Genomic DNA, 13,485 nt, shown 5'->3' with positions numbered 1-13,485 from the left:
TTCCACGCCGCTGCGCCTGTTAGCGCAGACGGCCACCCTTCAGCTTCGCCTTCTTGATCAGGTCGCCATACTGGTGCGCCAGCAAGTGCGACTGGATCTGCGTGACCGTGTCCATCGTCACGTTGACGACGATGAGCAAGCTGGTCCCGCCCAGATAGAAGGGGATTGCCAGCGCCGACACAAGATATTCCGGCACAAGGCAGATGAAGGTCAGGTACGCCGCGCCGATCACGGTGATGCGCGTCAGCACATAATCGAAATAGGCCTCGGTGTTCTTGCCCGGGCGAATGCCGGGGATGAAGCCGCCATACTTCTTCAGATTCTCGGCCGTCTCCTCGGGGTTGAACACAACCGCGGTGTAGAAGAACGAGAAGAAGATGATGCCCGCGCCGTACAGCAGCATGTACACCAGGCTGCCATGCTGCAGATACTGGTTCAGCGTGATGATGAGGTCGCCGCCCCAGCTCTCGCCACTCTGCGCCTGACCAGCAAACTGGCTGACGGTCAGCGGCATCAGAAGCAGCGAGCTGGCGAAGATCGGCGGGATCACGCCCGCAGTGTTGATCTTGAGCGGCAGATGGCTGCGCTCGCTCTGCACGCCGCGCTGCGTCTGGCGCTTCGGATACTGGATCAGGATGCGGCGCTGCGCACGCTCCATGAAGCAGATGAACAGGACCAGGCCCGCCACCGCAGCAAGGATCGCGACCAGCGTCACCGGGTTCATCGAACCCGAACGGCCACCCTCGAACAGCTGCACCAGCGTCGTGGGCAGATGCGCGACAATGCCGGCCATGATGATCAGGCTGATACCGTTGCCGACGCCACGGCTGGTGATCTGCTCACCCAGCCACATCAGGAACATCGTGCCGCCGATCAGCGAGATGACTGCGGCCACACGGAACAGCATGCCCGGCTCGACCACCGGGGCGAGGCCCTGCGTCGCGCCCAGCGTCTCAAGGCCGACGGCGATGAAATAGCCCTGGATCGCGGTCAGCGCGACGGTGCCGTAGCGCGTATATTGGTTGAGCCGCTTGCGCCCGCTCTCGCCGTCCTTCTTGATCGCGGCGAGCGTCGGCGACAGCGAGGTCGCGAGCTGCACGACGATCGATGCGGTGATGTACGGCATCACGCCCAGCGCGATCACCGACATGCGCTCCAGCGCGCCGCCCGAAAAGGTGTTGAAGAAGTCGAGCACGCCGCCCTGAGTGCGGTCGGCCAACAGACCCAGCTGCGTCGGATCGACGCCGGGCAGGGGCACAAAGCTGAGCATCCGGAAGATGATCAACGCGCCAAGCGTGAACCACAGGCGCTTCTTGAGTTCGGTGGCCTGTCCGAACTTGGACAGGTTGAGGCCGGATGCCATTGAATCGGCTGCGGATGCCATTGAACGATTATCCCGGAAACCAAAGCGGCGGAGAAGCGTTCGCCGCTCCCCCGCCGCCCATATAGGTTACTGTCGGAGCAGGGCAATGCGCTTACATCGCCCCGTCCACAGCTAAGTCAGGCCTTTCCGGCCTTCTTGGCGGCGATGACCTTCTGCACCGAGCGATGCTTTGCAGCATGCTTGTCGGCCGCAGGAACGATCGTCGGGATGGTGACGGTGCCGCCAGCCTTCTCGACCGCCTCGATCGCGCCCTTCGACGCGCCAGCGACGGTGAAGCTCAGCTTCGCCGAAAACTCACCCTTGCCGAGCAGACGGACGCCATGCTTGCCACCGCGCGCGAGGCCAACAGCCTGCAGGGCCGCATGATCGATCTCGGTCGCGGTCAGCGTGCCGGCGTCGACCAGCTTCTGGATCATGCCCAGATTGACCTCGGCATAGTCCTTGCCGCGCGGGTTGTTGAAGCCGCGCTTCGGGATGCGCATGTGGAGCGGCATCTGACCGCCCTCGAAGCCGTTGATCGCGACGCCCGAACGTGCCTTGGCACCCTTCTGGCCGCGGCCTGCGGTCTTGCCCTTGCCCGAACCGATGCCGCGTCCGACGCGCATCCGGCCCTTGCGGGCGCCTTCATTGTCAGTGAGATCGTTCAGCTTCATGTCGTGCACTCGCTTTCGCTTTTGTCGCGCTGATAAAATTCCCGGCGTGCCGGGAAAATCGGAAAGGGGGCCGATAGCCCCCTCCCCTCATTCTGTCACCTGGAAAAGATGTCGGGGGCTCAGCCCTCGACGATCTCGACCATGTGGGGCAGCTTGCGGATCATACCGCGGACCTCGGGGCTATCCTCGAGCTCGCTGACCTTGTGCATCTTGTTCAGGCCCAGGCCGATCAGCGTCGCGCGCTGATCCTTGGTCCGGCGGATCGGAGATCCGATCTGCTTTACCTTGATCTTCGCCATATCGCTTACTCCACGATCGCCGCGGCATCAGCCTCGGCGGTCTGCGAACCGCCGCGGCCGAGCAGATCGGCAATCTTCTTGCCGCGACGCTGGGCCACTGCCTTCGGCGAATACTGGTCACCCAGTGCCTCGAAGGTCGCGCGGATCATGTTGTAGGGGTTCGAAGTGCCGACCGACTTGGTCACCACATCGGCAACGCCCAGGCTCTCGAACACGGCGCGCATCGGGCCACCGGCGATGATGCCGGTACCGGCGGGCGCCGAACGGAGGGTCACCTTGCCAGCGCCGAAATGACCCTTGCCGTCATGGTGAAGCGTCCGGCCCTCGCGCAGCGGCACGCGGACCATCTTCTTCTTGGCAGCTGCGGTCGCCTTCGAAATGGCTTCCGGCACTTCGCGCGCCTTGCCATGGCCGAAGCCGACACGGCCCTTGCCGTCGCCCACGACGACCAGCGCCGCAAAGCCGAAGCGCTTACCGCCCTTAACCGTCTTGCTGACGCGGTTGATGTGGACGAGCTTTTCGATCAGCTCTTCACCGCCATCGTCGGCACCGGGGCCACCACGACCGCGATTGTCGCGACCACGATTGCCGTCGCGACCACGGCCACCGCCGCCGCCACGATTGTCGCCACCACGGCCACCACGGCCACGACGGGGAGCATCGGCTGCAACGGCGTCGGGTGCTGCGCCCTCGACGGGCGTCTGGTTCTGTTCGTCAGCCATCTTAGAACTCCAATCCGCCTTCACGCGCGGCATCCGCCAGCGCCTTGACGCGTCCGTGGAACAGGAACCCGCCACGGTCGAACACGACCTGCGTCACGCCGGCCTGCTTGGCGGCTTCCGCGATGCGTGCGCCAACAGCCTTCGCCGCATCGACGTTGCCGCCATTCGTGCCGCGCACGTCCTTGTCCAGCGTCGAGGCGGCGGCCAGGGTCTTGCCCTGGGCGTCGTCGATCACCTGCACATAGATGTGCTTGCCCGAGCGATGCACCGACAGCCGCGGACGACCGCCCGAACGCGCGCGGAGCGCGGTGCGGTTGCGGCGACGCCGCTTCTCGAAGAGAGAGAGACCCTTGCTCATTACTTCTTCTTCCCTTCCTTGCGGAAGATGAACTCGCCCTCGTACTTGATGCCCTTGCCCTTGTAGGGCTCAGGCTTACGCCAGCGACGAATTTCCGCGGCAAACTGGCCGACGGCCTGCTTGTCGTTGCCCGAGATTTCGACGGTCGTCTGGTCGGGGGTCTTCACCTCCACACCTTCCGGCACGTCGAGATCGACGTCATGCGAATAGCCAAGCTGAAGCTTCAGCTTGCGGCCCTGCGCGTTGGCGCGATAGCCGACGCCGGTGATCAGGAGCTTCTTCGAGAAGCCCTCGGTCACACCGGTCACCAGGTTCTGGACCAGCGTGCGCTGCATGCCCCAGAACGCCTTGGCGCGCTTGGTGTCGTTCGCAGGCTTCACCGTGATGGTGCCCTCGCCCATCTCGTACGAGATGTCGTCCGACGCAGGCATGGTCAGGGTACCCTTGGGGCCCTTGACGCTCACGACGCCGCCTTCGACGCTGGCGGTGACGCCGGCGGGAACGGGGATCGGCTTTTTACCGGTGCGGCTCATCAGAACACCTCCGCGAGCACTTCGCCGCCGACATTCTGGTCGCGCGCCTCAGCGTCCGACAGAACGCCACGAGGCGTCGAAACGATGGTGATGCCCAGGCCGTTGCGAACCTTCGGAAGCTCCTTGGAGCCCGAATAGACGCGGCGACCCGGCTTCGAGACGCGCGCGATCGACTTGATCGCGGGCTGGCCCTCGAAATACTTCAGCTCGATGCGGATGCCGGCCGCGGGGCCCATCTGCTCTTCGCTGTAGCCACGGATATAACCCTCGCGCTGAAGCACGTCGAGGACACGCGCACGCAGCTTGCTTGCCGGAGTAAGGACAGAGTCCTTACGGGCGCGCTGGCCGTTGCGGATGCGGGTGAGCATATCACCCAGAGGATCGGTCAATGCCATCTTCGTGATCCTTACCAGCTCGACTTCGTGACACCCGGGATCAGGCCCTTGTTGGCCAGATCGCGCAGCATGACACGTGCGAGACGGAACTTGCGGTAGTAACCGCGCGGACGGCCGGTCAGCTCGCACCGGTTGCGAATGCGGGTCGGGTTCCCGTTGCGGGGAATCTCGGCCATCTTCAAGCGCGCGATCAGACGCTCGGTCTCATCGAGCGACTTGTCGTTCGCAATCGCCTTAAGCTTCGCGTAGCGGCCGGCGTACTTCTTCACCAGCTGCTTGCGACGCTCGTTCTTGAGCACGGAACTCAGTTTCGCCATGACTTAAGTTCTCTTTCCCTTACGCGGCCTGCTTCGCTTCACCGTCCGCCTCGATGGGGAACGGGAAACCGAAGAGACGGAGAAGCTCGCGAGCTTCCTCGTCGGTCTTGGCGGTGGTGGTCACGATCACGTCCATGCCGCGCACCTTGTCGATGCGGTCATAGTTGATCTCGGGGAACACGATCTGTTCCTTGATGCCGCAGGCGTAGTTGCCACGGCCGTCGAACGACTTGTCGTTCAGGCCACGGAAATCGCGCACGCGCGGCAGCGCGATGGTGATGAAGCGGTCGAGGAACTCGTACATACGCTCACGACGCAGCGTCACCTTGCAACCGATCGCCATGCCTTCACGCAGCTTGAACTGCGCGATCGACTTCTTGGCCTTGGTCACGACAGGCTTCTGGCCAGCAATCAGCTCCATCTCGGAAGCTGCCTGCTCGACCTTCTTCTTGTCCTGGGTCGCTTCGCCGACGCCCATGTTGAGCACGATCTTCGAGATCTTCGGCACTTCCATCGCATTCTTATAGCCGAACTTCTCGGTCATCGCCTTGGCGATTTCCGCATCGTACTTCGACTTCATGCGGGGGGTGTAGGTATCAGCCATCAGATGACATCCCCGGTCTTGACCGCAACGCGGACCTTCTTGCCGTCACGCTCCTCGAAGCGGACGCGGGTCGCCTTGCCGTCCTTCGTCACATGCGCGACATTCGACACGTGCAGCGGAGCCTCGGCGCGCTTCAGGCCACCCTGCGGGTCGCCCTGGCTCGGCTTGGTGTGACGCACGGCGATGTTCACGCCCGACACGACGACCTTGTCGGCCTTCGGCATCGACTTGACGACTTCACCGGTCTTGCCCTTGTCCTTGCCGGACAGGACGATGACCTGGTCGCCCTTCTTGATCTTGGCAGCAGCCATCACAGCACCTCAGGGGCGAGCGAAATGATCTTCATGAAGCCCTTCGAGCGAAGCTCGCGGACCACCGGGCCAAAAATACGAGTGCCGATCGGCTCCTCGTTCTTGTTGACCAGGACGGCAGCATTGCCGTCGAAGCGGATCACCGAGCCATCGGCGCGGCGGACGTCCTTGGCGGTGCGGACGATGACGGCACGGTGCACGTCACCCTTCTTCACCTTGCCGCGGGGCTGTGCTTCCTTGATGCTGACGACGATGACGTCGCCGACGCCGGCGAAGCGACGCTTCGACCCGCCCAGCACCTTGATGCACTGCACCCGCTTCGCGCCGCTGTTGTCAGCGACGTCGAGATTGGACTGCATCTGGATCATTGATCCGGTTCCTTCTCTCTTGGCCTACCGGAACATGTTCCGGGGGTTCCAGTTGAACTCTTGAGACCCTTGCGAGGTCTTAAGCGATGTCGGCCCGCTCGGGGGTCGCGTGGGTGTTAACCCGCTCGATCACCTTCCAGGTCTTCAGCTTGCTGATCGGCGCGGTCTCTTCGATCCGCACGGTCTCGCCCGCCTTATACTCGTTCGCCTCGTCATGGGCGTGATACTTCTTCGAGCGCCGGATGATCTTGCCGTAGAGCGGGTGCTTGACCTTGCGCTCCACGTTCACGACCACCGTCTTGTCGCCCTTGTCGGACACGATCTGCCCGGTCAGCACGCGCTTCGGCATGTTCGTTGTCCTCTTACTTCGCAGCCGAGCGCGAACGCTCGTTCTGCAGCGTCTTGATGCGGGCGATGTCCTTGCGGACTTCCTTCACGCGGCTCGGCTTTTCGAGCTGGCTGGTCGCCGCCTGGAAACGCAGGTTGAATGCCTCGCGCTTCAGGTTGCCCAGCTCGTCGCCCAGCTGATCGTCGCTCTTGGCGCGCAGATCGGTTGCCTTGGTCATCTCTTAACCCTCCAGGTGCGACGTGTCGCCGAGGCGGGCCACGACCTTGGTCTTGATCGGCAGCTTCATCGCCGCACGCTCGAACGCTTCTGCAGCGAGCGGGCCGGGAACGCCGTCCAGCTCGAACAGGATGCGGCCAGGCGCAACGCGCGCTGCCCAATACTCAGGGGCACCCTTGCCCGAGCCCATGCGGACTTCGGCAGGCTTGCTCGACACCGGCAGATCCGGGAAAATGCGGATCCACAAACGGCCCTGACGCTTGATGTGGCGCGTGATCGCACGGCGAGCCGCCTCGATCTGGCGTGCGGTGATCCGCTCCGGCTCCATCGCCTTCAGGCCGTACGACCCGAAGTTCAGCGTCGCGCCGCCCTTGGTCTCACCCTTGATCCGGCCCTTGAAGGCCTTGCGGAACTTGGTGCGCTTCGGTTGCAACATTGTCTCTAACCCTTAGCGACGGTCATCGCGCGCAGGGCGAACGCCCGACGTCTGCGATTCCATGTTCAGGCGATCGGTCGCCATCGGATCATGGCCCAGGATCTCGCCCTTGAAGATCCAGACCTTGACGCCGCACACGCCATAGGCGGTGTGCGCTTCGGCGGTGGCGTGATCGACGTTCGCGCGCAGCGTGTGCAGCGGAACGCGGCCTTCACGATACCATTCCGAACGCGCGATTTCCGCGCCGCCCAGACGGCCACCACAGTTGATCCGGATGCCTTCCGCGCCCAGACGCATCGCCGACTGAACGGCGCGCTTCATGGCGCGACGGAACGCGATGCGGCGCTCCAGCTGATCCGCAATGCCCTGCGCAACGAGCTTGGCATCGACTTCCGGCTTGCGGATCTCGACGATGTTCAGCGACACGTCCGAGCTGGTCATCGAAGCAAGCTTCTTGCGAAGCTTTTCGATGTCCGTGCCCTTCTTGCCGATGATCACGCCGGGACGTGCAGCAAAGATGCTGACGCGGCACAGCTTGGCCGGACGCTCGATCACCACCTTGGAGATCGCCGCCTGCGGCAGCGTCTTCATGATGAACTGGCGCATCTTGAGGTCTTCAAGAAGAAGGCGGCCATAGTCGGCGCCTTCTGCGAACCAGCGGCTGTCCCAGGTGCGGTTGATCTGCAGGCGCAGACCGATCGGGTTGCTCTTGTGACCCATTATGCTTCTTCCTGCACTTCGCGCACCACGATGCGCAGACGGCTGAACGGCTTCAGGATGCGCGTCGATTTGCCGCGACCACGGGTGTGGAACCGCTTCATGGTGATCGACTTGCCGACCGACGCCTCGGCGACGACGAGTGCATCGACGTCGAGGTTGTGGTTGTTCTCGGCATTGGCGATGGCCGAAGCCAGCACCTTGCGCGCGTCAACCGCCATCGCCTTCGTGCTGAAGGAGAGGATGTTGAGTGCGTCACCGGCACGCTTGCCGCGGATCAGGCCAGCAACCAGGTTCAGCTTCTGCGCCGAACCACGGATCTGCGTGCCAACCGACAGCGCCTCAGTGTCGCCAACGCGACGGGGAGCCTTGGGCTTCGACATGTTAGCGCTTACCCTTCTTGTCGGCCGCGTGGCCCGGGAAGAACCGGGTCGGGGCGAACTCGCCCAGCTTCATGCCGACCATGTCTTCATTGACCGACACCGGCACGAACTTGCGGCCGTTGTAGACGCTGAAGGTCAGGCCGACGAACTGCGGCAGGATGGTCGAACGACGCGACCAGGTCTTGATCGGACCGCTACGGCCCGAGCTCTCCTGAGCGACTTCCGCCTTCTTCAGGAGGTGGAGGTCCACGAACGGACCCTTCCAAACGGAGCGAGCCATAGGTTAGCCCTTCTTCTTCGCGTGGCGGCTGCGGATAATGAACTTATCCGTCGCCTTGTTGTGACGGGTGCGCGCACCCTTGGTCGGCTTGCCCCACGGGGTGACCGGATGACGGCCGCCCGAGGTCCGGCCTTCACCACCGCCGTGCGGATGGTCGACCGGGTTCTTGGCGACACCGCGGGTCAGCGGGCGGATGCCCTTCCAGCGGTTGCGGCCAGCCTTGGCGAGGTTGGTGTTGCCATTGTCGGGGTTCGACACGGCGCCAACGGTGCCCATGCAGTCCGCACGGATGTAGCGCTGCTCGCCCGAGTTCAGGCGAACGATCACCATGCCGCGATCACGACCGACGACCTGCACATAAGTGCCTGCCGAACGTGCGATCTGACCACCCTTGCCTGGCTTCATCTCCACATTGTGGACGATGGTGCCTACCGGCATCTGGCCCAGCTCCATGGCGTTGCCCGGCTTCACGTCGGTCTTCTTGCCGGCGATCACCTTGTCGCCAACGCCGAGGCGCTGGGGAGCAATGATGTACGCGACATTGGCCTTGCCTTCCGGCGTGTCACCATAGTTGATCAGCGCGATGAAGGCGGTGCGGTTGGGATCATACTCGATCCGCTCCACGGTGCCTTCGACGTCCCACAGCCGACGCTTGAAGTCGATGATGCGGTAACGCTGCTTGTGGCCACCCGCGATGCCGCGCGAGGTCACATGGCCCTTGTTGTTGCGGCCACCGGTCTTGCGCTTGCCTTCGGTCAGCGCCTTGACGGGGCCGCCCTTGTGCAGACCCGAACGGTCCACCAGGATCAGGCCACGCCGCGCCGGCGAGGTCGGGTTATAATTCTTCAGAGCCATGTCAGTTGACCCCCTGCGTGACGTCGATCGAATCGCCGTCCTTCAGCGTGACGATCGCCTTCTTGATGTCGCTGCGCGTGTAGGGCTTGCCCTTCCAGCGCTTCGTCTTGCCCTTCTGGACGATCGTGTTCACCGCGGTGACACCAACGCCGAAGATTGCCTCGACCGCAGCCTTGATCTGCGGCTTGGTCGCTTCACCGGCGACCTTGAAGACCACCGCGTTGTGCTCGGAGACCAGGGTCGACTTCTCGGTGATGTGCGGCGCGACAATCACGTCATAATGACGGATGTCGATCTGCTCCTGCTTCTTAGCCATTGAAGCGCGCCTCCAGCTTTTCGACGGCAGCGCGGGTCAGGACCAGCGTGTCGTGCTTCAGGATGTCATAGACGTTGGCGCCGACTGCCGGGAGGACGTTGACGCCCACCAGGTTGCGTGCTGCGAGGAAGCCGTCGCCAGCTTCACCGTCGATCACCAGCGTCTTCTTGCCGACGTTGAGGCCAGCGAGCTGGTCCTTGAGTGCCGCCGTCTTGCTCGCCTCGAACCCGTCGAGGACGATCAGCGAACCCGCCTTGGCGTGGCTCGACAGCGCCATCTTCAGGCCCAGCGCGCGAATCTTCTTGTTCAGCGAGCTGTTAAAGTCACGGAGACGGGCGCCGTGAGCCTTACCACCGCCGATGAAGATCGGGGCTGCGCGATCGCCGTGACGAGCGGTACCGCCGCCCTTCTGACGACCGAACTTCTTGCCGGTGCGCGACACTTCCGAACGCTCACGCGTCGGACGTGCGGTGCCACGGCGATTCCACAGCTGCCAGGTGACGACGCGGTGCAGGATGTCGGCGCGCGGCTCGAGACCGAAGACTTCGTCCTTCAGCTCGATATCGCCCGACGCCTTGGCGTCGAGGGTTTGAACCTTGACCTTCACGTTCAGCCCTCCTGGCCGTCGGTCGCCGCAGGTGCCTCAGCCGTATCGGCCGGGGTGTCCGCTGCAGCGGTGTCGTTGGTGTTGGCAGCACTCTTGATGCCGGCGGGGAACGGCGCGTCGGCGTGACGCGCGACCTTGACCGCATCCTTGACGTAGAGCCAGCCGCCCTTCGAGCCAGGGACCGAGCCCTTGACGAAGATCAGGCCGCGCTCGACGTCGGTGCCGACGATTTCGAGATTCTGCTGCGTGCGGAACTTGTCGCCCATGTGGCCGGCCATCTTCTTGTTCTTGAAGACCTTGCCCGGATCCTGGCGCTGACCGGTCGAACCGAGTGCACGGTGGCTGATCGAGACGCCGTGCGTCGCGCGCATACCACCGAAGCCCCAGCGCTTCATGCCGCCCTGGAAGCCCTTACCCTGGGTCTTGCCCTGGATATCGACATACTGGCCTGCGACATAATGGTCGGCCGAAATCTCGGCGCCCACGTCAAGCAGACCATCTTCGTCAACGCGGAATTCCGCGAGGACCGCCTTGGGCTCCACTTCGGCCTTGCCGAACTGGCCGCGCTGCGGCTTTGCGACATTCTTTGCCTTGGCGCTTCCTGCGCCAAGCTGGACGGCGGTGTAGCCGTCACGATCTTTTTCGCGAACCGAGACAACCTGCAGCCCTTCGAGGCTCAGGACGGTAACCGGCACGTGGCGGCCATCGTCCTTGAACAGGCGGGTCATCCCCAGCTTCTTCGCGATCACGCCAGTGCGCATGATCTGTTGCTCCTCAATACAGAGGCACCCCGCGGACCATTCCGAAGGGTGCGTGCTTCAGCCCAAATATGCAGTACGAGCCCCCGTCCGGGCTGAATTCCCACCCGAAGGTGAAAAAGACGGGGGACGCAGGCCCGAGCCATTTTCCTTGCGGAGCCTGACCCGGCGGTATCCCTATGTCGTTTGAGCTTTCGCTCCGGGTCGGATCATCGGATCGGGATCGATCCGGCCAGCCCTGCGCGACTCCAATGGAATCGCGAATCTCGTTGGGAGAGCGCGGCCTTTAGGCCAGCTTGATCTCCACGTCAACGCCAGCGGCGAGGTCGAGCTTCATCAGCGCGTCAACGGTCTGGGCGGTGGGCTGAACGATGTCGAGCAGGCGCTTGTAGGTGCGCGTCTCGAACTGCTCACGCGACTTCTTGTCGATGTGCGGGCCACGGTTGACCGTGAACTTGTCGATGTGGGTCGGGAGCGGGATCGGGCCACGGATCATCGCGCCAGTGCGGCGCGCGGTGTCGGCGATGTCGCTTGCGGCCTGATCGAGCACGCGGTGGTCGAACGCCTTCAGGCGGATGCGGATATTGTTGTCCATAGTCCCTACCGATGCGAAAGAGCGGGGCGCGTGAAACACGCCTCTTGCTGGTTCATACGCTAAAACGAAGGCGGGCCACTACAGCGGAAGCCGGGGAATGGCAAGGGGGTGCGGGGCAGAAATTTCGCGGCGAGACTATGGACCGCCGGCAACGGGCCACTGCGTAACGCTCCATCCTTCACTGCAAAGCGAATGCGGTCCCTTGCAGAGTTCAGAGGCATCCATGATTTCGCGAATTCTTGCCACTCGGTCACAGCTCGCAGCGGGCGATGCTACCAGGACAGCATGTGGCTCCGGATTCATGCCAGACATCTGATCCATGTAGCGAGACAGGACCCCATCTGAGATCAGCGCCTTATTCCACACCACCGACCCGTCCGTCATAAGATAGATCGGTTGCGCAACACGCAGGTGGCCTATGCCGTCCTTCTCCCGTCCCCAATGGGCGGGAGGCGTTGCACAGTCGGCTGCGTAGGTCGCCTCACGCTGCTTGCAGCCTCCAAGCACCGCGAGCCCCATCGCCGCCAGCAAGGCTGATTGCAGTTTCATCCGTTGCACGATGTCCGAGTAGCGCTCCGGCGGCAATGCTCGGATCTTTGGCCCAGAGCACTCAAAACAAAAAGCCCGGCCTCCCTTGGGGGAAGCCGGGCTCTTCATTCTCAGCCCTTGCGGGCGTCGATTACTTGTCGATCGAAGCGACGACGCCTGCACCGACGGTGCGGCCGCCTTCGCGGATCGTGAAGCGCTGGCCGATGTCCATTGCGATCGGCGCGATCAGCTTCACGCCCAGCGCGACTTCGTCGCCCGGCATGACCATCTCGGTGCCCTCAGGCAGCTCGATCGTGCCGGTGACGTCGGTGGTGCGGAAGTAGAACTGCGGACGATAGTTCGCGAAGAACGGCGTGTGACGGCCACCCTCGTCCTTCGACAGGACGTACACCGACGACTGGAAGTCGGTGTGCGGGGTGATCGAACCCGGCTTGGCCAGAACCTGGCCGCGCTCGACTTCGTCACGTGCAACGCCGCGGATCAGCGCGCCGATGTTATCGCCTGCCTGGCCCTGGTCGAGCAGCTTGCGGAACATTTCGACGCCGGTCACGGTGGTCTTGCGGACGGTCGGCTGGATGCCGACGATCTCAACTTCCTCGCCAACCTTCACAACGCCGGTCTCGACGCGGCCGGTGACCACGGTGCCGCGACCCGAGATCGAGAACACGTCTTCGATCGGCATCATGAACGGCTTGTCCAGCGGACGCTCCGGCTGCGGGATCGACTCGTCGACAGCGGCCATGAGCGCGAGGATCGCGTCCTTGCCCAGCGTGTCGTTCGAACCCGACAGGGCGCAGGTCGCCGAACCGCGGATAATCGGAATATTGTCGCCGTCGAATTCACGACGCGACAGTTCTTCGCGGATTTCCATTTCGACCAGCTCGAGGATTTCCTCGTCGTCGACCAGATCAACCTTGTTCAGGAAGACGACCATGGTGGGAACGCCGACCTGCTTGGCGAGCAGGATGTGCTCCTTGGTCTGCGGCATCGGGCCGTCGGTGGCCGACACGACCAGGATCGCGCCGTCCATCTGCGCCGCGCCGGTGATCATGTTCTTCACATAGTCGGCGTGGCCGGGGCAATCGACGTGCGCGTAGTGACGCGACTCGGTCTCGTACTCGACGTGTGCGGTCGAGATGGTGATGCCGCGCTCGCGCTCTTCCGGAGCCTTATCGATGTTGGCGAAGTCAACCGCTGCGTTGCCCGCGACGTTCTCTGCCAGGATCTTCGTGATCGCCGCCGTCAGCGAGGTCTTGCCGTGATCGACGTGACCGATGGTGCCGATGTTGAGATGCGGCTTGTTCCGCTCAAACTTTGCCTTCGCCATTAGTTTCCTACCTTCTGGATTCTGATTCGCGGCCTTCACGGCGCCACGCGAACGCGGCCCCATAACGGCTGTTTCTAGATAACGCCAGCCTTAGTCGGCTTGGGCTGCGGTGCCGGAGCGGGCCGGCACCGCGGATGCGCCAACGGCGCATCC

At 63.4% G+C, this 13,485-nt stretch carries 23 protein-coding genes; all 23 read right to left on the bottom strand.

The window, feature by feature from the left end:
• Window positions 1–19 precede the first annotated feature (19 nt).
• On the bottom strand, window positions 20–1,384 hold the full coding sequence (gene secY, locus K9B35_RS04140) for a preprotein translocase subunit SecY (RefSeq protein WP_224920556.1): 1,365 nt from the start codon (window positions 1,382–1,384) through the stop codon (window positions 20–22).
• Window positions 1,385–1,500: 116 nt separating this feature from the next.
• A complete protein-coding gene (rplO, locus tag K9B35_RS04135; RefSeq protein ID WP_224920555.1) occupies window positions 1,501–2,037 on the bottom strand; it encodes a 50S ribosomal protein L15 in 537 nt (178 codons plus the stop codon).
• Window positions 2,038–2,156: 119 nt separating this feature from the next.
• Window positions 2,157–2,336 carry a 50S ribosomal protein L30 gene (gene rpmD, locus K9B35_RS04130; RefSeq protein ID WP_224920554.1) on the bottom strand — a complete coding sequence of 60 codons (180 nt, stop codon included), beginning with the start codon at window positions 2,334–2,336 and terminating at the stop codon, window positions 2,157–2,159.
• 5 nt (window positions 2,337–2,341) lie between these two features.
• On the bottom strand, window positions 2,342–3,058 hold the full coding sequence (gene rpsE, locus K9B35_RS04125; protein ID WP_224920553.1) for a 30S ribosomal protein S5: 717 nt from the start codon (window positions 3,056–3,058) through the stop codon (window positions 2,342–2,344).
• A gap of 1 nt (window position 3,059) precedes the next feature.
• On the bottom strand, window positions 3,060–3,416 hold the full coding sequence (gene rplR, locus K9B35_RS04120; RefSeq protein ID WP_224920552.1) for a 50S ribosomal protein L18: 357 nt from the start codon (window positions 3,414–3,416) through the stop codon (window positions 3,060–3,062).
• On the bottom strand, window positions 3,416–3,949 hold the full coding sequence (gene rplF, locus K9B35_RS04115) for a 50S ribosomal protein L6 (protein ID WP_224920551.1): 534 nt from the start codon (window positions 3,947–3,949) through the stop codon (window positions 3,416–3,418). The genes rplR and rplF overlap by 1 nt, the downstream gene beginning before the upstream one ends.
• Window positions 3,949–4,344 (bottom strand): 30S ribosomal protein S8, encoded by a 396-nt coding sequence (gene rpsH / locus K9B35_RS04110; protein ID WP_224920550.1) that lies wholly within the window; start codon window positions 4,342–4,344, stop codon window positions 3,949–3,951. Before rpsH ends, rplF begins: the two co-directional genes overlap by 1 nt.
• An 11-nt stretch (window positions 4,345–4,355) precedes the next feature.
• Window positions 4,356–4,661: a 30S ribosomal protein S14 gene (gene rpsN / locus K9B35_RS04105; RefSeq protein ID WP_224920549.1), complete on the bottom strand. Its 306-nt coding sequence runs from the start codon at window positions 4,659–4,661 to the stop codon at window positions 4,356–4,358.
• Window positions 4,662–4,680: 19 nt separating this feature from the next.
• Entirely contained in the window at window positions 4,681–5,265 is a 585-nt protein-coding gene (gene rplE, locus K9B35_RS04100; RefSeq protein WP_224920548.1) for a 50S ribosomal protein L5, read from the bottom strand.
• Window positions 5,265–5,576 (bottom strand): 50S ribosomal protein L24, encoded by a 312-nt coding sequence (gene rplX / locus K9B35_RS04095; RefSeq protein WP_224920547.1) that lies wholly within the window; start codon window positions 5,574–5,576, stop codon window positions 5,265–5,267. The genes rplE and rplX overlap by 1 nt, the downstream gene beginning before the upstream one ends.
• Window positions 5,576–5,944 (bottom strand): 50S ribosomal protein L14, encoded by a 369-nt coding sequence (rplN, locus tag K9B35_RS04090; RefSeq protein ID WP_066574426.1) that lies wholly within the window; start codon window positions 5,942–5,944, stop codon window positions 5,576–5,578. The genes rplX and rplN overlap by 1 nt, the downstream gene beginning before the upstream one ends.
• Before the next feature lie 79 nt (window positions 5,945–6,023).
• The gene (gene rpsQ / locus K9B35_RS04085) at window positions 6,024–6,293 is read right to left on the bottom strand and encodes a 30S ribosomal protein S17 (protein ID WP_066574429.1); all 270 of its coding nucleotides are present in this window, start codon (window positions 6,291–6,293) and stop codon (window positions 6,024–6,026) included.
• A gap of 13 nt (window positions 6,294–6,306) precedes the next feature.
• Window positions 6,307–6,510: a 50S ribosomal protein L29 gene (rpmC, locus tag K9B35_RS04080; protein WP_224920546.1), complete on the bottom strand. Its 204-nt coding sequence runs from the start codon at window positions 6,508–6,510 to the stop codon at window positions 6,307–6,309.
• A gap of 3 nt (window positions 6,511–6,513) precedes the next feature.
• Complete coding sequence (rplP, locus tag K9B35_RS04075; protein WP_224920545.1) at window positions 6,514–6,945, bottom strand: 50S ribosomal protein L16; 432 nt, start codon at window positions 6,943–6,945, stop codon at window positions 6,514–6,516.
• Between the two features lie 12 nt (window positions 6,946–6,957).
• Complete coding sequence (rpsC, locus tag K9B35_RS04070; protein WP_224920544.1) at window positions 6,958–7,665, bottom strand: 30S ribosomal protein S3; 708 nt, start codon at window positions 7,663–7,665, stop codon at window positions 6,958–6,960.
• Window positions 7,665–8,045 (bottom strand): 50S ribosomal protein L22, encoded by a 381-nt coding sequence (gene rplV, locus K9B35_RS04065; RefSeq protein WP_224920543.1) that lies wholly within the window; start codon window positions 8,043–8,045, stop codon window positions 7,665–7,667. Before rplV ends, rpsC begins: the two co-directional genes overlap by 1 nt.
• Before the next feature lies 1 nt (window position 8,046).
• Window positions 8,047–8,325, bottom strand: coding sequence for a 30S ribosomal protein S19 (rpsS, locus tag K9B35_RS04060; protein WP_224920542.1), 279 nt, complete (start codon window positions 8,323–8,325; stop codon window positions 8,047–8,049).
• A 3-nt stretch (window positions 8,326–8,328) separates the two neighbouring features.
• Window positions 8,329–9,180: a 50S ribosomal protein L2 gene (rplB, locus tag K9B35_RS04055; RefSeq protein ID WP_224920541.1), complete on the bottom strand. Its 852-nt coding sequence runs from the start codon at window positions 9,178–9,180 to the stop codon at window positions 8,329–8,331.
• Between the two features lies 1 nt (window position 9,181).
• Window positions 9,182–9,496 carry a 50S ribosomal protein L23 gene (locus K9B35_RS04050; protein ID WP_224920540.1) on the bottom strand — a complete coding sequence of 105 codons (315 nt, stop codon included), beginning with the start codon at window positions 9,494–9,496 and terminating at the stop codon, window positions 9,182–9,184.
• On the bottom strand, window positions 9,489–10,103 hold the full coding sequence (gene rplD / locus K9B35_RS04045) for a 50S ribosomal protein L4 (RefSeq protein ID WP_224920539.1): 615 nt from the start codon (window positions 10,101–10,103) through the stop codon (window positions 9,489–9,491). The genes K9B35_RS04050 and rplD overlap by 8 nt, the downstream gene beginning before the upstream one ends.
• Window positions 10,104–10,105: 2 nt before the next feature.
• Entirely contained in the window at window positions 10,106–10,864 is a 759-nt protein-coding gene (gene rplC, locus K9B35_RS04040) for a 50S ribosomal protein L3 (RefSeq protein WP_224920538.1), read from the bottom strand.
• A gap of 283 nt (window positions 10,865–11,147) precedes the next feature.
• Window positions 11,148–11,456 (bottom strand): 30S ribosomal protein S10, encoded by a 309-nt coding sequence (gene rpsJ / locus K9B35_RS04035; protein WP_066664400.1) that lies wholly within the window; start codon window positions 11,454–11,456, stop codon window positions 11,148–11,150.
• A gap of 679 nt (window positions 11,457–12,135) precedes the next feature.
• Complete coding sequence (gene tuf / locus K9B35_RS04030; protein ID WP_224920537.1) at window positions 12,136–13,332, bottom strand: elongation factor Tu; 1,197 nt, start codon at window positions 13,330–13,332, stop codon at window positions 12,136–12,138.
• Window positions 13,333–13,485: the final 153 nt, after the last annotated feature.

The organism is Sphingomonas sp. R647 (assembly GCF_020177055.1).
Classification (GTDB): Bacteria; Pseudomonadota; Alphaproteobacteria; order Sphingomonadales; family Sphingomonadaceae; genus Sphingomonas.
The sequence above is the reverse complement of the archived record's forward strand: the minus strand, read 5'-3'. Positions and strand labels throughout refer to the sequence as shown.